Source organism: Micromonospora sp. NPDC000668 (assembly GCF_042897975.1).
In the GTDB taxonomy this organism is placed as follows: domain Bacteria; phylum Actinomycetota; class Actinomycetes; order Mycobacteriales; family Micromonosporaceae; genus Micromonospora.
The window spans coordinates 187,238-207,745 of record NZ_JBIAYP010000006.1 but is presented as its reverse complement, the minus strand read 5'-3'; the positions used below and the strand labels follow the sequence as shown (position 1 = coordinate 207,745).

General features: G+C 72.2%; 19 protein-coding genes. 10 read left to right on the top strand and 9 right to left on the bottom strand.

The window, feature by feature from the left end:
- Position 1 precedes the first annotated feature (1 nt).
- From ACFY29_RS28405 to ctaD, 4 genes are all read left to right on the top strand, one after another.
- Positions 2-1,159, top strand: coding sequence for a glycosyltransferase (locus ACFY29_RS28405; protein ID WP_386991125.1), 1,158 nt, complete (start codon positions 2-4; stop codon positions 1,157-1,159).
- Between the two features lie 87 nt (positions 1,160-1,246).
- A complete protein-coding gene (locus ACFY29_RS28400) occupies positions 1,247-1,705 on the top strand; it encodes a DUF4383 domain-containing protein (RefSeq protein ID WP_386991123.1) in 459 nt (152 codons plus the stop codon).
- Between the two features lie 108 nt (positions 1,706-1,813).
- Positions 1,814-2,542 carry an ATP-binding protein gene (locus tag ACFY29_RS28395; RefSeq protein WP_386991121.1) on the top strand — a complete coding sequence of 243 codons (729 nt, stop codon included), beginning with the start codon at positions 1,814-1,816 and terminating at the stop codon, positions 2,540-2,542.
- Between the two features lie 124 nt (positions 2,543-2,666).
- Complete coding sequence (gene ctaD, locus ACFY29_RS28390) at positions 2,667-4,661, top strand: cytochrome c oxidase subunit I (RefSeq protein ID WP_386991120.1); 1,995 nt, start codon at positions 2,667-2,669, stop codon at positions 4,659-4,661.
- An 85-nt stretch (positions 4,662-4,746) separates the two neighbouring features.
- On the opposite strand, the gene ACFY29_RS28385 is transcribed toward ctaD, so the two are convergent.
- Entirely contained in the window at positions 4,747-5,889 is a 1,143-nt protein-coding gene (locus ACFY29_RS28385; protein WP_328417048.1) for a SigB/SigF/SigG family RNA polymerase sigma factor, read from the bottom strand.
- A gap of 222 nt (positions 5,890-6,111) precedes the next feature.
- Positions 6,112-7,524 carry a hypothetical protein gene (locus ACFY29_RS28380; RefSeq protein WP_386991118.1) on the bottom strand — a complete coding sequence of 471 codons (1,413 nt, stop codon included), beginning with the start codon at positions 7,522-7,524 and terminating at the stop codon, positions 6,112-6,114.
- A gap of 245 nt (positions 7,525-7,769) precedes the next feature.
- Here ACFY29_RS28380 and ACFY29_RS28375 point away from each other — a divergent pair, with 245 nt between their 5' ends.
- The gene (locus tag ACFY29_RS28375; protein WP_355607760.1) at positions 7,770-8,000 is read left to right on the top strand and encodes a CDGSH iron-sulfur domain-containing protein; all 231 of its coding nucleotides are present in this window, start codon (positions 7,770-7,772) and stop codon (positions 7,998-8,000) included.
- A 5-nt stretch (positions 8,001-8,005) separates the two neighbouring features.
- Here the strand turns inward: ACFY29_RS28375 and ACFY29_RS28370 are convergent, their stop codons facing one another.
- The 3 genes from ACFY29_RS28370 to ACFY29_RS28360 are packed head-to-tail and all read right to left on the bottom strand — an operon-like array spanning position 8,006 to position 12,018.
- Positions 8,006-9,097 (bottom strand): iron-containing redox enzyme family protein, encoded by a 1,092-nt coding sequence (locus ACFY29_RS28370; RefSeq protein ID WP_386991115.1) that lies wholly within the window; start codon positions 9,095-9,097, stop codon positions 8,006-8,008.
- Positions 9,098-9,146: 49 nt separating this feature from the next.
- On the bottom strand, positions 9,147-10,901 hold the full coding sequence (locus ACFY29_RS28365) for a thiamine pyrophosphate-binding protein (protein WP_355607754.1): 1,755 nt from the start codon (positions 10,899-10,901) through the stop codon (positions 9,147-9,149).
- Positions 10,894-12,018 (bottom strand): Vms1/Ankzf1 family peptidyl-tRNA hydrolase, encoded by a 1,125-nt coding sequence (locus ACFY29_RS28360; RefSeq protein ID WP_386991113.1) that lies wholly within the window; start codon positions 12,016-12,018, stop codon positions 10,894-10,896. The genes ACFY29_RS28365 and ACFY29_RS28360 overlap by 8 nt, the downstream gene beginning before the upstream one ends.
- A 142-nt stretch (positions 12,019-12,160) precedes the next feature.
- On the opposite strand from ACFY29_RS28360, the gene ACFY29_RS28355 reads away from it, so the two are divergent.
- The gene (locus ACFY29_RS28355; protein WP_386991550.1) at positions 12,161-12,712 is read left to right on the top strand and encodes a hypothetical protein; all 552 of its coding nucleotides are present in this window, start codon (positions 12,161-12,163) and stop codon (positions 12,710-12,712) included.
- Between the two features lie 48 nt (positions 12,713-12,760).
- Positions 12,761-13,621 carry an alpha/beta fold hydrolase gene (locus tag ACFY29_RS28350; RefSeq protein ID WP_386991111.1) on the top strand — a complete coding sequence of 287 codons (861 nt, stop codon included), beginning with the start codon at positions 12,761-12,763 and terminating at the stop codon, positions 13,619-13,621.
- 58 nt (positions 13,622-13,679) lie between these two features.
- Here ACFY29_RS28350 and ACFY29_RS28345 read toward each other — a convergent pair whose 3' ends face one another.
- Complete coding sequence (locus ACFY29_RS28345; RefSeq protein WP_386991548.1) at positions 13,680-14,018, bottom strand: DUF3817 domain-containing protein; 339 nt, start codon at positions 14,016-14,018, stop codon at positions 13,680-13,682.
- Between the two features lie 182 nt (positions 14,019-14,200).
- On the opposite strand from ACFY29_RS28345, the gene ACFY29_RS28340 reads away from it, so the two are divergent.
- Positions 14,201-15,679, top strand: coding sequence for a glutamate--cysteine ligase (locus ACFY29_RS28340; protein WP_355607748.1), 1,479 nt, complete (start codon positions 14,201-14,203; stop codon positions 15,677-15,679).
- Between the two features lie 25 nt (positions 15,680-15,704).
- Here ACFY29_RS28340 and ACFY29_RS28335 read toward each other — a convergent pair whose 3' ends face one another.
- A complete protein-coding gene (locus tag ACFY29_RS28335) occupies positions 15,705-16,277 on the bottom strand; it encodes a GNAT family N-acetyltransferase (RefSeq protein ID WP_386991109.1) in 573 nt (190 codons plus the stop codon).
- Between the two features lie 139 nt (positions 16,278-16,416).
- Here ACFY29_RS28335 and ACFY29_RS28330 point away from each other — a divergent pair, with 139 nt between their 5' ends.
- Positions 16,417-17,505 carry an LD-carboxypeptidase gene (locus ACFY29_RS28330; RefSeq protein ID WP_386991108.1) on the top strand — a complete coding sequence of 363 codons (1,089 nt, stop codon included), beginning with the start codon at positions 16,417-16,419 and terminating at the stop codon, positions 17,503-17,505.
- Between the two features lie 25 nt (positions 17,506-17,530).
- On the opposite strand, the gene ACFY29_RS28325 is transcribed toward ACFY29_RS28330, so the two are convergent.
- Entirely contained in the window at positions 17,531-18,034 is a 504-nt protein-coding gene (locus ACFY29_RS28325) for a DUF6584 family protein (protein ID WP_386991106.1), read from the bottom strand.
- A gap of 95 nt (positions 18,035-18,129) precedes the next feature.
- Between ACFY29_RS28325 and ACFY29_RS28320 the strand changes: the two genes are divergently transcribed.
- Entirely contained in the window at positions 18,130-19,941 is a 1,812-nt protein-coding gene (locus tag ACFY29_RS28320) for a hypothetical protein (protein ID WP_386991104.1), read from the top strand.
- Between the two features lie 52 nt (positions 19,942-19,993).
- Here the strand turns inward: ACFY29_RS28320 and ACFY29_RS28315 are convergent, their stop codons facing one another.
- Positions 19,994-20,380, bottom strand: coding sequence for a DUF2267 domain-containing protein (locus tag ACFY29_RS28315; RefSeq protein ID WP_386991103.1), 387 nt, complete (start codon positions 20,378-20,380; stop codon positions 19,994-19,996).
- Positions 20,381-20,508: the final 128 nt, after the last annotated feature.

Here is a 20,508-nt window from a genome sequence, read left to right as displayed (position 1 = left end):
GATGAGCCTCACCGTGCTGATGAACGCCGGTCCGTGGCTGTCCGTGCCGCCGCCCGGCTACGGCGGCATCGAGAACGTCATCGCCACGCTGGTGCCGGAGCTACGGCGACTCGGCGTACGGGTGGTGCTCGCCTCGGTGGAGACCAGCACCCTGCGGGTGGACGAGAAGATCTCGGTCTTTCCCGACGGGCAGTTCGCCGCGCTGCAACGGCCGTACAACCAGGTCTGCGGGATCGCCCAGGCGCACCTGGCCGGGGTGGTCCGCGAGCTGTACGCCCGCGACGACATCGACCTGGTGCACGACCACGTGGAGGCGGTCGGCCTGGCCACCCTCGCGGCGATGGGGCCGACCGGCCCGCCGACCCTGCACACCCTGCACTGGGACCTGGCCAAGCACCCCGCGCTCTACGGCACCCTGGACGGCGGCGACCGGGTCCGGGTCAACGGGGTCTCCGCGTCGCAGTTGGCCCGCGCCCCGCGCGCATTGCGGGAGCACTCGGTGGGGCACGTGCACCTGTCGACCCCGCTGGCCGTGGACGCCGACCGGCGACCCGCTCCGGAGAAGGGCGACCACCTGCTGATCCTCGGCCGCGTCAACCCGGGCAAGGGGCAGGACGTGGGCGCGAGGCTCGCCCACCGGATCGGTATCCCGCTGGTGCTGGCCGGGCCCGTCGGCCCGTACCACCGGCCGGCCGAGCTGGCCGCGGCCGGCGACGAGGCCCGGCAGAACCCGGACGTACGGTTTTTCCTCGACGAGGTGGCGCCGCACGTCGACGGTGACCTGGTTCGCTGGGTCGGCACGGTGGCCGGTCAGGAACGCGACGACCTGCTCGCCAGCGCCCGCGCGTCGCTGTTCCCGCTGCGCTGGGAGGAGCCGGGCGGCACCGCGGTGGTCGAGTCGCTCGCCCTGGGCACGCCGGTGGTGGCGACCGCCCGGGGCTGCCTGCCGGAGCTGATCGAGCACGGCCGCACCGGGCTGCTCACCGCCGACGAGGAGGAGCTGGGTGAACTGGTGCTCGCCGCCGAGCTGCTCGACGCCGACGAGTGCCGGCGGGTGGCCGCGCAGCGGTTCACCCCCGCCGTGATGGCCCAGCGCTACGTCGAGCTCTACCAGCGGGTCCGCGACCTGGCCGGCGCCCCGCGGCTGCAACCGGTCTGATCTTCGCCCGTTGCCGTCGACGTTTGCCGTCGACGGCAACGGGTAGCCGGCACCGCTCATGCCCGCCGCGGCAGCGAGGAGCCGGTGATGATCGGACCGATGGCGCACTCCCGGGCCCGCCCCAACCTGGCTGACGGCAAGCCGCCGGTACGCCGTGCGGCGGGCACGGTGGGGGTGCTGTTCCTGCTGATCGGCGTCCTCGGCTTCGTACCCGGGATCACCAGCGGCACGGCCGACCTGGGGTTCGCCGGACACGGCTCGGGTGCGTATCTGTTCGGCGCGTTCCAGGTGTCGGTGCTGCACAACCTGGTGCACCTGCTGTTCGGGGTGGCCGGCCTGGCCCTGGCCCGCACGGTCAGCGGCGCCCGGACGTTTCTCGTCGGCGGCGGCGCCATCTACCTGGTGCTCTGGCTCTACGGGCTGGCGGTGGACCACGACACCGGGGCGAACGTGCTGCCGGTCAACGACGCCGACAACTGGCTGCACCTCGGCCTCGGCGTCGGCATGATCGCACTGGGCGTGCTGACCGGACGGGCCCGTGGGTGACCCGCTCCCCCCGACCGAGACCTGCCTCGCCCTACCGGTCGGTCCGGTTTGATCCGACACGGGGTCGGGTAGTTCGCAGATCCCGACCGACCAGCGAATTGAGGGCTCATGTCCAGCCGGATCACCTGCGAGGTGCGTGACACGGCACCGGTGGCGGTCGTCCAGCTCGCCGGCTCGCTGGATGTGGGCACCATGCGGACGGTGCACGAGGCGCTGGACCGGGTGCTGGCCACCCAGCCGGACGCACTGGTGGTCGACCTCGCCGAGGTCACAGTCCAGGACCGGTTGGCGCTGTCCGTCTTCGCCGCGGCGGCCCGCCGGGCCGAGGAGTGGCCGGCGGTGCCGGTGGTGCTGTGCGCCCCACCGCCGACCGCCGCGCGCTGGCTGGCCGAGACGTCCGCGTGCCGGGTGGTTCCGGTGTCCCCCGACTGCGCGGAGGCGACCCGGATGGCGGGCGCCGCCAGCGCGCCCCGGCTGCGGATCCGTCTGGAGCCGGCGGCTGAGGCCTGCCGGCGTGCCCGGGAGATGGTCGCCGAGGCGTGCGCGCGGTGGAATCTTCCCGACGCGGCCGGCCCGGCCGCGCTGGTGCTCAGCGAGCTGGTCGGCAACGTGGTCCGGCACGCCGGCACACCGATGCAGGTGACGGTGACCCTGCGCCGGCCGTACCTGCATCTGGCCGTGGTGGACGGCAGCCGGGCGGCGGCCCGGCCGGCGTCGGCGGACTCGCGCGCCGAGGGTGGGCGCGGGCTGATGCTGGTCCGGGAGTTGGCGCAGCGGTGGGGCAGCGTGCCGGCCGGCCACGGCAAGGCCGTCTGGGCGATGCTGCCGGCGACCTGACCGTTCGGGGTGGTTCCGGCGGTACCGGCGATCTGACCGAAATTACCGCTCCCGCCTGGTTACATGGTGAGAGGGTCGGGTAGGCACGCCCGTCCTTTTCGTCATCACGACGGGGTGAGCAGCCATGCCGAAGCGGGTAACCACGGAACCCGGTCGCGATCGAGGTCCGGCAATCCTGGCACCGGCCCGGTTCGGGGGCTTCCCTGGACCACGGCGACCACCGATCCCCGGAAACTCTCTGATCAAGTTCCTCGCCACCACCGACCACAAGCAGATCGGCCTGCTGTACCTGCTGACCTCCTTCGCGTTCTTCGTGCTGGCCGGGTTGCAGGCCATGCTCATGCGCGCCGAGCTGGCCCGCCCGGGGATGCAGATCCTCTCCCCGGAGCAGTACAACCAGCTCTTCACCTCGCACGGCGCCGTGATGCTGCTGCTGTTCGCGACGCCGGCGGCCTTCGGGTTCGGCAACTTCATCGTGCCGATCCAGATCGGCGCGCCCGACGTGTCGTTCCCCCGGCTCAACGCGCTGGCCTACTGGCTGTACCTGTTCGGCGGCCTGATGGTGATCGGCGGTTTCCTCACCCCGCAGGGCTCGGCGGACTTCGGCTGGACCGCGTACACCCCGCTCAGCGACGTCGAGCACAGCCCCGGCGTGGGCGCGAACATGTGGGTGATGGGCCTGGTCATCTCCGGGCTGGGCACCATCCTCGGCGCGGTCAACCTGATCACCACGATCCTGACCCTGCGCGCACCCGGAATGACCATGTTCCGGATGCCGATCTTCACCTGGAACATGCTGTTCACCAGCGTGCTGGTGATCCTGGTCTTCCCGCTCCTGGCCGCCGCACTGCTGGCGCTCTTGGCCGACCGGCTGCTCAACGCGCACGTCTACGACGCGGCCACCGGCGGCCCGATGCTCTGGCAACACCTGTTCTGGTTCTTCGGCCACCCCGAGGTGTACATCATCGCGCTGCCGTTCTTCGGCATCGTCACCGAGATCATCCCGGTCTTCTCCCGCAAGCCGCTCTTCGGCTACACCGGGATGGTGCTGGCCACCATCGCGATCACCGTGCTGTCCATGACGGTCTGGGCGCACCACATGTTCGCCACCGGCCAGGTGCTGCTGCCGTTCTTCAGCGTCGTCAGCTATCTGATCGCGGTGCCCACCGGCGTGAAGTTCTTCAACTGGATCGGCACCATGTGGAAGGGCCAGCTCACCTTCGAGACACCGATGCTGTTCTCCATCGGCTTCCTGGTCACCTTCCTGCTCGGCGGGCTCACCGGGGTGCTGCTGGCCAGCCCTCCGGTGGACTGGCACACCCACGACACCTACTTCGTCGTGGCGCACTTCCACTACGTGGTCTTCGGCACCGTGGTCTTCGCCCTCTTCGCCGGCTACTACTTCTGGTGGCCGAAGATGACCGGGCGGCTGCTCGACGAGCGGCTGGGCAAGGCGCACTTCTGGACCATGTTCATCGGTTTCCACGGCACCTTCCTGGTGCACCACTGGTTGGGCACCAAGGGCATGCCCCGCCGGTACGCCGACTACCTGCCCACCGACGGATTCACCACGCTGAACACGATCTCCACCATCTTCTCGTTCATCCTCGGCGTGTCCACCCTGTTCTTCATCTACAACGCGTGGAAGTCCTGGCGGTACGGGGCGATGGTGACGGTGGACGACCCGTGGGGCTTCAGCAACTCGTTGGAGTGGGCCACCACCTGCCCACCGCCGCTGCGCAACTTCGACCGGATGCCCCGGATCCGCTCGGAGCGTCCGGCGTTCGACCTGAAGTACGGCCCGCTCGTCGCCGACCTGGGTCGGGACCTGCCGCAGCGCACCACGAAGCCGCCGCAGCACTTTGCCGACGAGCTGCACATGGAGCATCACGTGCCAGAGTCGCCGGCCGCCGAGGGCGCGCACGGCGCCCGCGATGCGACCGAGTACCAGCCGGCCCCGCAGTCCGGCGCCCGGCCGGTGGATGTACCGGAGCCCGAGGGCGTGCGTCGGCCGAGCTTCGAGGAGAGCGACGCGCCGCAGTACCGCACCGACGAGCCGAAGCCGCACGAGCGCTGGCGGCACCCGCACAGCGACGATGGTGACACCGAGGAACGCTGATCGGGAGTACGCGACAGAGGGCCGACACCCACCGGGTGTCGGCCCTCGTCATGCCGGTACGCGCGTGGTGCCCGCCCGGTTCCGGTCAGTCCCGGGCGGGTGCCAGGCCGGCGGCGGTGAGCGAGCGGCGTACCGCGGGCTGGACCCGGGTCAGCCGTAGCGGCACCCCGGTCCGCTCCGCCGCGTCCCGCCCGGCCATCAGCGCCGCGATCCCGCCGGCGTCGAAGCCACCCGCGCCGACCAGGTCGACGACCACCTCGCTCGGCTGGCCGGTGACCGCCTCCAACATCGCCCGGCGCAGCTGGTCCGCGCCGTCCCGGTCCACCTCACCGCCGACCTCGACCACCACCCGGTCACCGTTCTGCTTCACCGAGATCCGGGTCTTGCCCGGGTCCGGTTCGGCGGCGCCGTTCTGCCAGGGCGGCGGCGCGTCGGCGAGCATCGCCTGGCGCAGCCAGGTCAGCGCCCGCGACAGCAGCCGGGAGACGTGCATCTGCGAGATGCCGAACCGGGCGGCAATCTCCGCCTGGGTCTGGTTGCCGTAGAAGCGCATGGCCAGGATCCGCCGCTCACGCCAGGGCAACCGGTGCAGCAGGCCGCTCACGGTCACCCGGTCATCGACCGATTCCAGCGCATTGTCCGACTCTCCGACCAGGTCACCGAACTCCGCGGAGCTCTCCCCGCCCACCGGTGCGTTGAGCGAGGCCGGGCTGTAGCCGGCCGCCGACTCCAGCGCGGCGAGGATCTCCTCCTCCGGCGTCTCCAGCCGGGCCGCCAACTCGGCCACCGACGGCGCCCGGGACAGCTCGCTGGTCAGCGCGGCGGTGGCCTGCCCCACTTCGAGGATCAGGTCGCGCAGCCGGCGGGGCACGTGCACGCCCCAGGTGCGGTCCCGGAAGTGCCGTTTGATCTCACCGACGATGGTGATCGCGGCGTACGCGGTGAAGGAGCCCCGTTCCGGGTCGTACCGGTCGACGGCGTTGACCAGCCCCAGACGGGCCACCTGCTCCAAATCCTCCAGCGGCTCCCCACGGCCCCGGTACCGGCGGGCCAGCCGGCCGGCGAACGGCAGCGCGAAGCGGACCAGGTCGTCCCGTGCCTCCTGCCGCCGCTCCGGTGGCAGCCCTTCGATCCGGGCCGCGTACGCCAGCGCTGCCGCATCGAGATCCTCCAGACCTCGATCGGTGGGTGGTGGTGTGGTCGTGGTCGTGCTCGTCTGTCCGAACATCCGCGCCTCCCTCAGGAAGGTCCCCCGCCCGGATCGGGAAACCGGTCGTGCGCGTGGTCGAGCCACGCACCGGGCCGGAAAGTGGGTCAGTGACTGGGATGCCAGCGGGCGACAACGCCTCTGCGCAGCGCAATCAGACCGTCGCAGCCAGCGATGTTCCCGCTCCGTAGGTACTCAATCACGGGACCCCGGGTTCGCGAGGAAGTTTCGGCGTGCTCCGCCTCAGGAGATCAGCAACCCCTGGTGGCCGCCGCTGTCGCGAAGCACGGCCAACGCCTCGGCGGCCCCCAGCGGGGGCGGCACGGGCAGGTCGTACGGCTGGGCACGCAGCACCTCGGTGGCCCGGCGGGTGGGCACCGAGGTGACCGGGTAGCCGCGGGCGGCGGTCCGGTCCAACGCCCGACGCCGCCGGCCGAACCCGGCCACCGCCAGCCACTGCGGCAGCCCGGCCAGGGCGGGCGAGCGCACGCCGGGCGGCTCCGGCAGCACGTCCACCGAACTGAACACCTCGCTGCCGGCCAGCCACCACTCGGCCTCGTCCACGCTGCGCCGGGTGGCGTTCTCACACCAGTACGGCACCATCCCCGCCCGCACCACCTGAAACGGATCGAGCAACCGACCGCACTCCACCACCAATCGGTCACCGGTCTTGCCGGCGCCGCGCAGCCAACTCCGGTACAGGTCGGCCACCCCGGCGCTCAGCGCGCCCGGCCTCGGCACCAGCACCCGGTGCAGCGGGTGCTGCCGGCGGGCCGCCCAGTCCCGCGCGGCCAGTTCGAAGCCCGAGTCCACGCCGTGCTCGGCGTACCCGGACGGGGCGGACACCTCCGGCGGCTGCCACCGGGTGGCGTCCCCACCGACGGAGCGCAGCACCTGCCGCAGCGCGTGGCTGTCCGGATGGAAGTCCACCGGGTCCAGCCCGCTGGCCGGGCAGCCGACCTGAAAGCTGTGCCCGGGGCCGTGCTCCAGCACCGGCCAGGTCCGCGCGTCGCGCACCAGCAGGACCGGGGCTCCGGGGGTCAGACGGTCGGCCAGGAACTGCGCGTACGCCGCCGGTAGCGCCCGCCAGCGGGCCGCCAGCGACACGGTCGCCCCGGTCAGCGGGCCGCGGCTGGCCGGGCAGTGCACCTGGCGCAGATGCAGGTCGGCGTTGCCGGCGAGCAGCCGAGCGGCGAGTGCCGCGCCGTGCTCCAGAGCCGCCCCGGGTCGGTCCACCGCGCCGTCGGTCCAGTGCACGGACATCTCGAATCCGGCCGGCAACCATGGCACGCCGAGGGCCACCGCGAGGTGTGCGGCCGCGCCGTGCGGCGAGCCGAGCAGCACTCCGGGGTAGCGGCCACGGGGGTACTGGTCGACGAACCAGCGGGCCACCCGGGCGGAGTCCACCTCGTCGACCTGGGGCACGGTGAGCGCGACCCGACCGGCGGCCCGGCTGACCGCGGCGCGGCGGACCGGCTCCGGGGCGCCGGGGAACCGCGACACCGGTCCGGCCTGCCCGAGGTCGGCGCAGTCCACCCCGCGCAGCGCCCGCGCGGTGGCGGCGACCAGCACCCGGGCGGCGCTGCCCACGGCCACTACCCGGTCACCGGACAGACCGGCGCCGTCGGCCACGAGCCCCTTGTGCACCTTGTGCACCGGCCCCACCTTGCCTCGTTCGCTCACCACGCGGCCCGGCTTCCCGTCCCGATGGGGTTCAAACGGGGCATCACCCACCCAGGGGCACGAATCCCACAGGTCCGACGGGTGCGCCGGCCATCACCGGCGTTCGGCGACGATCGCCCTCGCACGGCGGGAGCGGGTCGCCCGGGCGATCGGACCCCGGGTGGCCCGGACGACGACTTGGGGGTTTCGCCGGGGCCAGGTCGGGCACTTTCGGGCCCATGCACACCGAGCACACCAGCGAGCCTGCCGCCGCCACGATCACCCCGTACCAGGACGGGCCGCTACTGGTCCGCGGCGACTTTGCCCTGGTCACCCCGGACGGCGAGCGGATCGACGCCCGCCGGGGCACGGTGGCGCTGTGCCGGTGCGGCAAATCGGCGCTCAAGCCGTTCTGCGACGGCACCCACAAGGTGGTCAACTTCCGGGCGGGCACCGCCCGGGAGGGCTGACCGCGCTACGCCACTCCGGCCAGCGGTCCCCCGGTCGCGGACGGCAACGCGGTCGCGGGCACCGAGATGGTCCGTGGGGCGGGTGCCCGCAGCGAGCTGCGGCCGGCGGCCCAGTTGTCCAGCAGATGCGCGGCGAACAACCGGTCGACCGCGAGCGCGGCGGCCGCGCCGAAGAGCACATCCCCGGCCAGCGCCGGCTCCACCCGGACGAGGCCACCGCAGAGGTCGTGCACGGCGATCTGCTCGTGCACCGCGTCGGCCTCCACGTGCTCGTCGTAGAAGCGGGTGGCCACCTCGTCCAGGCCGAGCCGGCGCAGCCCGTTGCCGTACCGGCGGTTCGGCAGCGACGAGGTCATCTCGAACGCCGCCAGGTGACCGAGGAGCGCGCCGCGCAGCCGTCGGTGCAGCCCGACCAGCGACATCAGGTTGTTGGTCGCCAGCGTCACGGCGGGAACCGCGTCCAGATGAGCGCCGTAGCCGGTGTCCATGCCCAACCGGTCGAGCGTGCGCCGGAACAGCTCGGCGTGCATCCGGTTCAGCTGGCCGTTGCCGTACTCGTCGGTCTGGATCTCCACGAGGGCGGCCTTGGCCGGGCCGCCGAGGCGGGGCAGCGCCCAGCTGTGCGGGTCCGCCTCCCGCAGGTGATAGACCGAGCGGTGGGCGACGAACTCGCGGAACTGGGTGAGGTCGGCGCGCCGTTGCAGGGTGGCGGCCAGCGGCGGGCCGTCGTCGGCGGCGACCAGCTCGGTCAGCCCGACCGTGACGCCGCCGGGTGGCACCGGCGCTGCGCCGACCAGCCGGCGCAGCGCCGCCTCGAAGGGCCGCTCGGCGCGTGCCCGCACGGCCAGCAGCGTCGGCTGCCACTCCCAGCCCTCGTCCACCCCACGCAAGCCCCGGTAGTGCAGCTCGTAGCAGAGGAACAACGTCAGTTGCAGGTCCTCGTCGGTGAGCGGGTCCGCCGGGTCCAAATCAGCGCCGAGATCCATCGGAAGGTCGTGTGGCGGTCGCCGCAGGGCCTCGGTCACCGCCGTGGACAGCGGGCCGCGCGGCCGCGGAAGCGGCGCGGGACCGTAGCGGCGGTCGGTGGGCTCCGGCATTGTTCCTCCAGCGTCGTCGGGCGGGTACTGATGCCCCGACGGAACGCGCCTAAACGAGGCCCTCCGCGTTCACGGTGAGCTCCACCTGCTCACGGACCCTCCGGGCGGCGTCCCCGTTGGCGTACAGGCCGCGCAGGTCGGCGAAGGCCGGCTCCGGCGGCGCCAGCGACACCGCGGGGTCGACCACGGCCTCCAGTACGCACGGGCGGTCCGCGGCGAGCGCCTCGTCCCAGGCCGCGCCGACCAGCTCCGGGCGGTCCACCCGGACGCCGTGCAGCCCGAGCAGCCGCGCCCAGCCCGCGTACGGCACGTCGGGACGACGCTGGGCCGGGTCGGCTGACGGCTGCCGCCCGCCGCCCATGCCGGACTGGTCGCGGTTGTTGAGCACCAGCACCACCAGCCGCGGATCCCGCCACTCCTGCCAGTGGTGCGCCACGGTGATCAGCTCGGCGAGCCCGTTGAGCTGCATGGCACCGTCGCCGACCAGCGCGATGACCGGCTGGTCAGGGTCGGCGAGCTTGGCGGCCAACGCGTACGGCAGGGCGCACCCCATCGAGCCGAGGGTGCCGCACAGCTGCGCGTTCACCCCGGGCGGCAGGACCAGGTGCCGGGCGTACCAGTAGAGGACCGAACCGACGTCGACCGCCACGGCGCCGACGTGCGGGACCCGGGCGGACAGCTCCTGGAGTACGAGCTGCGGGTTGACCGGTTCGGCCGACGCGGCGGCCCGGTCGGCTGCGGTGGTTCGCCACCGGTCCACCGAGCTCTCCACCGTGGCGCGCCAATCCTCGTGGGGCCGCTCGGGTATCCGGTCCAGCAGCGCCCGCAGCGTCTCCGCGGCGTCGCCGACCAGCGGCACGTCGGCCGGGTACCGGCTGCCGATCCGCCGGCCGTCGATGTCGATCTGCACGGTGCGGGCCTGGTCGGGCATCGGGAAGTAGTCGGTCCACGGGTCGTTGGTGCCGACCATCAACAGCGTGTCGCAGCCGCCCATCAGCTCGGCGGCGGCCATGGTGCCGACCTCGCCGAGCACCCCGGTGTGGAAGGGCAGTCGCTCGTCGAGCACCGGCTTGCCCAGCAGCGAGGTGGCCACCCCGGCGCCGAGCCGGTCGGCCAACTCGATGATCTCCTCGGCGGCGCCCCGACCACCCTGGCCCACCAGGATCGCAATGCGCTGGCCGCCGCCGAGCAGTTGCGCGGCGGCGTCGAGGTCCACCTCGTGCGGCAGCACCCGGGCCAACGACTCGCCCGGGGTCGCCGAGATCACCCCGACCGCGTTCGGCTGCAGGTCGGACACCATGGCCTCCTGCAACTGCCGGGGCAGCACGACACAGGTCGGGCTGCGGGTCGCCGCCGCCGTACGGAACGCCTGGTCCAGCAGCGCCGGTACGTGCTCGGGGCTGCGGCCGTACTGGACGAACTGGTTGCACACGTCGGCGAAGAGCCGGCTCAACCCGATCTCCTGGTGCGCCCCGCCGAGCGGCCCGGAGATGTCCTCGCCGACGATCGCCACCACCGGCGTGCTGTCCAGCTTGGCGTCGTAGAGCCCGTTGAGCAGTTGCACCGCGCTGGGCCCCTGGGTGGCCAGGCAGACCCCGATGCCGCCGGTGAACTTGGCGTGCCCGGTGGCCATGAACGAGGCCGTCTCCTCGTGCCGGGCCGGGATGAACGCCGGGTCGCCGCCGGTACGGTCGAGCGCCTCGACCAGCGGGGCGATCGCCGCACCCGGGAAGCCGAAGGCGCGCGGCACGCGCCAGGCCAGTAGCCGCTCCACCACCAGGTCGGCGACGCTGCGCTCAGCCATTGCCGCGCCCGGGCGTGCTGGCATCGACGTACCGCAGCACCGCGCCGACGCCGTCGGTGAGCTCGGGTGCCTCATCCGCGCCCAGCACGGTCAGCGCCGCGTCGGTGCCGACCAACGCCCGCACCAGCGCCGCGTCGGCGCGTACCCGCTGCGGGTCGGCCACCGACATCGCGGACAGCTGCCCCGGGTCGACGGCGATCTCGGTCGGCTCCGGGCCGATCCACAGCTCACCGTTGGCCGACGGGTCGTCCACGATCAGCATGGTGTCGACCTGGTTGCGTTGCAGAGCCCCGACGACCGCGTCGAGCCCGGCACCCACGTCCTCCTGCACGCCGAACCGGTCCAGTGCCGCGGTGATCCGCTGGTCGGCGACCTCCGCGATGGTCTGCACGGTGAGGTCATCCAGCAGGGTCTGGTCGGAGCCGCCGGCCCGCGAGCCGGCATCGGTGCGGACCACTACGTCCTGCCAACGCTCGGGCATCTGGGCGGCGATCACTCCGGTGGCCCGGACGTCGCCGGCGACCACCACCACGTCCGCGCCGACCTTGTCGGCCAGCTCCACGGTCGCCGCGGTGACGTCACCGGCGTTGTGGTGCCACGCCTCCATGGCCGCCCGTTGGTAGCGCGACTGGGACCAGCCGCCGGGCTGGACCCGGCGCAGCGGGAAGGACTCCCGGCCGCTGATGTGCGCCCGTCGGGGCACCCCGCCCGCGCTGACGGCCATCGCGTCGGCGCCGGTGCGGTCGGCAAGCACCCGCACCCAGGCCACCTGCTCGCCACGCTGTGCGAGCAGCGGCATCACATGTGGCAGTGGCGCGTAACTGGCCAGGTCGCGCACCGGTGGCGCGGAGAGGTACTCGGAGAGCACCACCCGACCACGGGTGGCGAAGACCGCGAGGCCGTAGTCGCCGACCATCGGGTCGTGCCCACGGATAACCCGGTCCAGCGCGGCGACGGTCGCCTCGTCGGCGCCCTGGTCGGTCATTTGACGCGCCAGGGCACGCCAGCGCAGGGCCAGCGCCTCGTGGGCGTCCTCCGTGTCGGCGGAGGCGTCCAGGTACACCGAGCACCACGGCCCGGGTCGGTCGTAGAGCGGGCGCAGGAAGGACAGCTGCATGCTCGACCCCTTTCCAGCTCGACCCCCCGCTTACCCGGGTCGCCCGGGATGTCACCTCGCGGCCGTGAGCCCGTGACCAGGTTTCATTCACGTCGTTCAACCGAGGACATCGATACGATCAGTGAACGGAAGCGGACTCTCGGTGGTGGGAATGGACAGCGGACTCGATACCCGACGCATCGTGCACCCGACGGATCGGATCGTCACCGGGCGGTTGATCCGCCTGCTCGACGGCTACACCCGCGAGGTACGCATCGGCCAACCGGTGCTGGTCGCGGTGCTCGCCGCGGCCGCGTTCGCCCGGCTACCCGCCCTGCTGCTGCGCTCGCTCTTCTCCGCTGGTGGCGGCGGCGGCACCCGGCGGCGCTGGAAGGAGCTGAAGCAGGGCCCGGAGTACCTGGTCACACCGGTACGGCTGCGCAACACCGCCGGCCAGCTCTGCGAGGTGGAGCTGCACGGCCACCTGCCGCAGAGCGCCCTGCACCCGGCGGACCACGTGCAGCTCACCCTCCGCCCGCAACGCGACCCGGAGCTACCGCCCCGGATCGAGCGGATCGTCAACCTCACCACCGGGCAGCTACTCACCCCGCGTACCGCGACGCTCTGGTCGCACCTCGGCCCACCGCTGCTGTTGCAGGCGGTGCTGGGCGCGCTGCTGCTCGCCGGCGTGGCGGCCTGCTCCGCGCTGACCTGACCGGCCGGCCGGGTTTCCGGGCCCGGCCGGGCGGGCACCGGCTTCGGCATGTTTCCTGGATTCACGCTTGAGGAGATCGACGTCGGCCCGGTACGCCTGCGGGTACGCCACGGCGGGTCCGGCTCGCCGGTCGTGCTGCTGCACGGCCATCCCCGTACCCACGCCACCTGGCACCGCGTGGCGCCGCTGCTCGCCGAGCGGCACACCGTGATCTGCCCGGACCTGCGCGGCTACGGCGGTTCGACGAAGCCGGCGGAGACCGCCGACCATTCCGGGTACGCCAAGCGGGCGATGGCGCGAGACGTGGTCGCGCTGCTCGACAAGCTCGGCCACCAGCGGGCCGCGGTGATCGGCCACGACCGTGGCGCGTACGCCGCGATGCGCACCGCGCTGGACCACCCGGACCGGGTCAGCCGGCTCGGCGTGCTCGACGGGATCCCGATCGGTGCCGCGCTGGGCACCTGCGACGCCCGGTTCGCCGCCCGGTGGTGGCACTGGTTCTTCCTGGGCCAGACCGACAAGCCGGCGGAACGGGTGATCAACGCGGACCCGGACGCCTGGTACGGCGGCTCCCCCGCCGAGATGGGCGAGGAGGCGTACGCGGACTACTCCCGGGCGATCCACGACCCGGCGACGGTGCACGCGATGTGCGAGGACTACCGCGCGGGCCTGGGGCCGGATCGGGCCGCCGACGACGCGGACCGGGCCGCCGGGCGGAAGATCGGCTGCCCGGTGCTGTTCGTGTGGGCCGAACGTGACGACATGGTGGACCTGCACGGAGACCCGGCGGCGATCTGGCGGGAGTGGGCCGACGACGTACGGGCCACCTCGGTCGACTCGGGTCACCACATGGCCGAGGAGGCGCCGGAGGCCCTCGCTGCCGTACTCGCCGACTTCCTGGCCGACTGACCGCTCAGCGCGACCGGCGGCTCAGGTCGACTGACCGCTCAGCGCGACCGGCGGCGGGTCAACCGACCGGGGCGGGCTCGCGCACCGGCTGACGGTCGGTGCCGAGCATCCCCCGGCGGCGGGCCCAGCGCTCGAAGACCAGGGTGGCGAACGGCGGCACCGCGCAGGCCAGCGCGACCACCGTGGCCGGCATGCTCCACCGGTGCAGTCGGGCCACCACCAGCACCAGCAGGGCGTACGCGACGAACAGGCCGCCGTGGATCGGACCGAAGATCTTGACGCCCAGCTCGTTGTCCGGCGGGCCGTACTTGACCGCCATGCCGACCAGCAGGGCCAGCCAGGAGCACGCCTCGGCGATCGCCGCCGCGACGAAGAGCCCGGTCACCTTCTCGCGCATACCCACGCCACCACCTCTCGGGCGGCAATGCTATCGGTGCGGACCGGGCGCACCTGAGCAGACCGCCCGGACGCGACAGGGATCACCAAGCCCGCCGGTGGGTAGGAAAAGACCATCGGGTCTTCCCCCGCCCGCCGGGGACGTGCGAGGTTAGGGGGACCAGCGGTGACAGGGTGGTGACCATGGGCGAGGACGTCGGCGTACGGACCTTCAGTCGGGAGGACCGGGCCCGCTACCGCGAGAAGGTCCGCAACTGCCTGGACGTCTTTGCCGAGATGCTGCGCGAGTCGCGGTTCGACATCGACCGGCCACTGACCGGGCTGGAGATCGAGCTGAACCTGGTCGACCAGGAGTCGAATCCGGCGATGCGCAACGCCGACGTGCTGGCGGCCATCGCGGACCCGAGCTTCCAGACCGAGCTGGGCCAGTTCAACATCGAGATCAACGTGCCGCCGCGCCGGCTGACCGGCACCGGCACCGCCGAATTCGAGGAGAACGTCCGGGCCAGCCTCAACGCCGCCGAGGAGAAGGCCCGTGCGATCGGCGCGCACATGGTCATGATCGGCATCCTGCCGACGTTGCGCCCGGAGCACCTGACCGCCGAGACACTCTCGGCCAACCCCCGCTACAAGCTGCTCAACGAGCAGATCTTCGCCGCTCGGGGCGAGGACCTGCCCATCGCCATCAGCGGGGTGGAACGGTTGGCGGTCACCGCCGACACGATCACCCCGGAGGCGGCCTGCACCAGCACACAGTTCCACCTCCAGGTCAGCCCGGCCCAGTTCGCCGACTACTGGAACGCCGCCCAGGCGATCGCCGGCCTCCAGGTGGCGCTCGGCGCGAACTCACCGCTGTTCTTCGGCCGGGAGCTGTGGCGCGAGACGCGCATCCCGCTGTTCCAGCAGGCCACCGACACCCGGTCGGAGGAGATCAAGGCGCAGGGCGTACGGCCACGGGTCTGGTTCGGCGAACGCTGGATCACCAACGTGTTCGACCTCTTCGAGGAGAACGTGCGCTACTTCCCGGCCCTGCTGCCGGTCTGCGACCCGGAGGACCCGGCGCAGGCGTTGGCCGCCGGTGAGGTGCCCAAGCTCGCCGAGCTACGGCTGCACAACGGCACCGTCTACCGGTGGAACCGACCGGTGTACGACGTGTCGCGTGGCCGGCCGCACCTGCGGGTGGAGAACAGGGTGCTGCCCGCCGGGCCCACCGTGCTGGACACCATCGCCAACGGCGCCTTCTACTTCGGGCTGGTGCGCGCCCTGGCCGAGTCGGACCGACCGCTGTGGTCGCAGATGTCGTTCAGCGCCGCCGAGGAAAACTTCACCAGCTGCGCTCGGTACGGCATCGACGCGCAGGTCTTCTGGCCCGGCCTCGGCTACCTGCCGGTGACCGAGCTGGTGCTGCGCCGGCTGCTGCCACTGGCGCACCACGGCCTGGACCAGTGGGGCTTGGATCCGGCCGAGCGCGACCGGCTGCTCGGCATCATCGAGCAGCGCTGCCTGACCGGCCGCAACGGCGCGAGTTGGCAGGTGGAGACGCTGCACCGGCTGGAGACCGCCGACCACCTGGACCGGCCGGCGGCGCTGCGCGAGGTGGTCCGGCACTACGTGACGCTGATGCACAGCAACCGGCCGGTGCACGAGTGGCCCATCCCCTGACCCGGCCCCGGCCCCTGAGTCGCGGTCACTGCGCCGGGCGGTCCCATGGCGACGGGTCGTCGCGGAGTCTGCTGTAGAGGTACCCGTCGCGCCACCGGCCGGCCCGGAACTCGCAGGCCCGCACGACTCCTTCGAGCTGGAAGCCGGCCTTCTCCAGGGACCGCTGCTCGGCGACGTTCTCCGGGTGGGTGCCGGCCTGGACGCGCTGCGCCGGGGTGTGCTCGAACAGGTAGTCGCAGAGCAGTGCCTGTGCCCGCCACCCGATGCCCCGGCCGCGCCACGCCGGCAGCAGGACGATCCCGATCTCCCAGTACGAGGCCCGGCCGCCGTAGCACCCCGAGAGGTAGCTGACGAAGCCGGCGGGGGCCCGCTCCGGCTCGACCTCCACGACGAGCCGTCCGTCGTCCGCGCCGAGCCAGCCGTCGACGGCGAACCGCCGAGCCGGCGCACCCGGGTCGCGGAAACCGGCCCAGTCCAGCCCGACAAGACCCGGCTCGGTGCAGAACCGCCGGAACATCGCCAGGTCGGCCGAGGCGACCGGCCGCAGTCGAACGGTGAGATTGCCCGTCCGGGATGCCGGAGTGTCACCACTCTCCATTGCCGACACGGTAGCCGCCCCACGCTGGCCCGGCCGCCCCGTCGCACGACGTTCCGTGCACTCCTTTGTGGACCCCCAGGGTCATCGACGTTTGTCGTAGGCTGGTGCGGCTCGACATCGACCTGGTGACGATGAAGGGATGCCTGTGGACACTTCCGAGACAGACCACACCCCGGCCCCGAGGTCCACGAGCGGAGCCCTGTCCCGCCGGCACATGCTGCGTGCCGGGGCTGCGGCTGCCGGCGGCGCGTTGATTGTCGGCACGTCCGAGGCAGCGCAGGCCGCGCCGGGTGGCCCGAAGCGGGCGTTGCGGGCGCCGGTGCTGGTGCCCGGCGACCGGGTCCGGGTCGTGTCACCCGGAGGCACTCCCAACCCCGCGAACATGGCCCGCGGCATCGAGATCCTGCGGAGCTGGGGTCTGGAGGTCGAGCTGGGCGAGCACGTCTTCGCCAAGTACGGCTATCTGGCCGGCACCGATGCGCAGCGGCTGGCCGACCTGAACGCCGCGCTCAACGACCGGGGGGTCCGTGCGGTCTTCGCCGCCCGTGGTGGCTACGGCACCCAGCGGATCGTCGATCGCATCGACGTGGCTGGCATCCGCCGCGATCCCCGGGTGGTCGTCGGGTTCAGTGACATCACCAGCATCCATGGCAAGCTCTGGCGTGACGCCGGGCTGGTCACCTTCTACGGTCCCATGGTCAACTGGAGCGACAGCCGCACCGGGCCGGAGTCGGCCGAGGCACTACGCCGGGCGGTGATGACCACCGCACCCGTCACCATCACCAGGGATCCCGCCGAGACGGCCGCACCCGTCCTGGTGCCGGGACGGGCGACGGGTCCCCTGCTCGGCGGCTGCCTGACGTTGATCTCCACATCGTTGGGTGCCGGTGACGCCCCGAAGTTCGACGACGCCATCCTGTTCTTCGAGGACGTGGACGAGGCGCCGTACAGCATCGACAGGATGCTGACCGAGCTACGCCGGGTGGGCGTGCTGTCCAGGGTCGCCGGGGTGGTCATCGGCCAGATCACCAACAGCGTCGGTGCACCCGACGAGTGGGACGCGGTGGCGATGTTGACGGACCGCCTCTCCGACCTTGGCGTGCCGGTCCTGGGCGGGCTCCGACTGGGCCATGGCAACGGGCAACTCACCATTCCGCTCGGTTCGCGGGCCACGATCGATGCGGAGGCGGGGACCCTGACGGTGGAGCCCGGAGTCCGTCCGCGCTAGAGGGATGGAGGGCGTCCCGCCGCGCCTACAGTGCCCACCGGATCACGGTGACCAGCCCGAGGACGGTCAGAGTCAGGACGATCAGGCCGATCACCGTTGCCACCAGGCAGGGCAGGGCCTCGCTCCACGCGCCGGGGACCTGACGGGGTCCGGCCTCCGTCCAGGTGACCGGGCCCTGACCTTCCTGTCCGGCCTGCTCGACCAGCCGACCGAACCGTGCGCGTGCCACCGGCCCGAGCTTGTCGGTGGGGTCGGCGTTCACCTTCAGCACGAGCAGCCGCCGCCAGGCACCCGGGTGAGCCCTCTCGAATGCGCCGATCTCCTCCACGGCGGCGTCCTCGTCGAGGAACCCCCAACGCCCGGCCTCGACAACGTTGCCCACCTGCCGGTACAGCGCGGCACGCTGCGCCCGCAGTTCCAGGTCGTCGGGGTACGCGGCGGTCAGGCTCGCCAGCCGCTGCATCGCTGGATGAACGTGCCCGCGCCGCAGATCGGCCTCGACCTTCGCCAGCACGTGATCTTTCGCCATGGCGGTCATTCTCAGCGGCCACCGCCACAACCGAAAGCCGATATCCGCGTAGCGGCGCGGACCGCCGGGCGCACTTCTCGTTGATGATGGTTGCCATGACGTCAGTGGGCGCCCAGCGGGTGCGGGATGCGAACGGCGGACCGCAGAGTCCGTTGGAGCAGCGGCTGATCGAGTCCGTCGCCCACGGCGCGGTGCTCGACCTGGCCGGTGACGGGCCGGTCGACGAGGCAGCGATGCGGTCCTGGGGCGATGACCGCACGATCTCGGCTTCGGTCATCCGTGAGCTGGTCCGCGGCCGGTTGGTCAGCGAGCCCGACCCACATGGCCTGCGGCTGCGCGGAGCCCGGATCGTCGGCCAGATCGATCTGGAGAACATCACCAGTGACCTGGCGCTGGAGCTGCGTGACTGCCTGCTGCCCAGCGGCGTGAACCTTCGCAACGCCCGCCTGTCAGCGGTCGCCCTGACCGGGTGCCGCATCGAGCAGGCGCCCGGTTCCGCGGACGCGGCACTCGACGCCACCCGCTGTGCCGCGTGGGTGATGTCGCTCAGGAAGAGCACGGTCACCGCTGACGCGGTCGCCGGCACCGTTCGTCTCGCCGCCGCACGCGTCGGCACGTTGGACTGCCGTGGAGCGCGGTTGGCGAACAGCACCGGATCTGCCCTGGACGCCGACGGCCTCCAGGTCGACCAGAGCGTGTTCTTGAATGACGGATTCACCGCCACCAGCCCCAGCGTGCGAGGCACCATCCGGCTGCTCGGTGCCCACATCGGCGGCCAGCTCAACTGCGGTGGAGCACGGTTGGAGAACACCGCCGGCCCGGCACTCAACGCCGACAATCTCCGGGCCAACCAGGACGTGCTGCTGTCGAACGGCTTCATCGCCACCAGCGCCAGCGAGCAGGGCACCATCCGGCTGCTCGGCGCGCACATCGGCTCGTTGAGCGCGAGCGGTGCGCGGCTGACGAACACCGCCGGACCGGTCCTCGACGCCGACGGCCTCACCGTTGACCGGGACGTGGCCCTGGACAGTGGTTTCACCGCCACCAGCGCCAGCGAGTGGGGCGGCATCGGCCTGTCCGGCGCCCACATCGGCGGACTCCTGGCCTGCGGTGGGGCGCGCCTGGAGAACACGACCGGCCCCGCCCTCGACGTGAACGGCCTCCGGGTCGACCAGGACGTGCTCCTGGATGACGAATTCAGCGCCACCAGCGGCGGTGACGAGGTGGTGGTGCTGGTGCTGGCTGGAGCGAGGATTGGTGGGGCCCTTTGCCTCGACACCGATCGGGTGACGCGCACGGCACCGGGTCCGGGACCGCTGATCGAGTTGGACGGGCTCACCTACAGCGGGCTCCCGCGGCCCACGTCACTGCGGCGCTGGTTGACCCTGCTGCGCGAGGGCACCCCCCGTTACAGCGCCCAGCCCTACCAGCACCTCGCCGCCGCGTACCGCGCCGCCGGCCACGACCGCGACGCCCGCACCATCCTCATCGCCCAACGCCGCGACCAGATCCAGCGCGCCGGACTGAGCGCCTCCGAGCGCGCCTGGGGTCGCCTCACCGGCATCACCCTCGGCTACGGCTACCAGCCCTGGCGGGCCCTGCTCCTGCTCCTCGCCACACTGGCGATCGCAGTGACCCTCAGCGTCCTCGGCGGCCACCACGGCGGCCTGGCGCAGAAGCCGGTGACCAGCGGAGCAGCCACCACCTGCACCACCATCGACCAGATCGGCGTCGGCCTCGACCTCGGCACCCCAGTGCTCAAGACCGGCGCCCGTGACCGCTGCCAACCCACCGACACCCGTGCCGGCCAGACCCTGACCATCGCCGGCTGGATCCTGCAGCTGCTCGCCTGGAGCTTCGCCACCCTCTTCATCGCCGGCTTCACGAGCGCGGTCCGCAAGACCTGACCTGCTCCGGTCACCTGTGCGCCGTCACGCGGGTCGCATCCGCGGGCGGTACTCAACCGCGCGGGGTGGGAACACCGAAGAGATCGATGATGCCGGCGGGAAGCTGGGCGAGCAGATCGTGACGCTCGTCGTCATTGAGCGCCTCGGCGACGGTACGCAACACCGCCTGGGCGTGCTGACGCACCTGGTCCGCGTCCGCGCACTGCTCCCGATCGCCGACGTGTTTCAGGAAGTCGCCGATGTCCCACTGGCGGCCCCGTGGATTACGGGTGACCGACGGGTTCAGCCGCTCCGGTAGCTGTGCCGCGAGGTGGTCGGCCTCCCGTCCGGCGAGCCGTTCGCCGAGCACCGACAGGACGGCCTGTACGGACCGCACGGCCTCATTCTCACCGAGGCCCCCGCGCCGCCGTACCGTGGCGATCAACTGCTCGTACTCCATGACCCGCTCCTTCCGTCTCCTCGACCGGCCGTCAGGCCTGCCAGCGGACGAACGGGGCGAGTTCCCAGGCTCCCTGGCCGCAAACGAGGTCACCCGCCGACCCGGGCTTTCAGCCGTCGGCCGGCGGG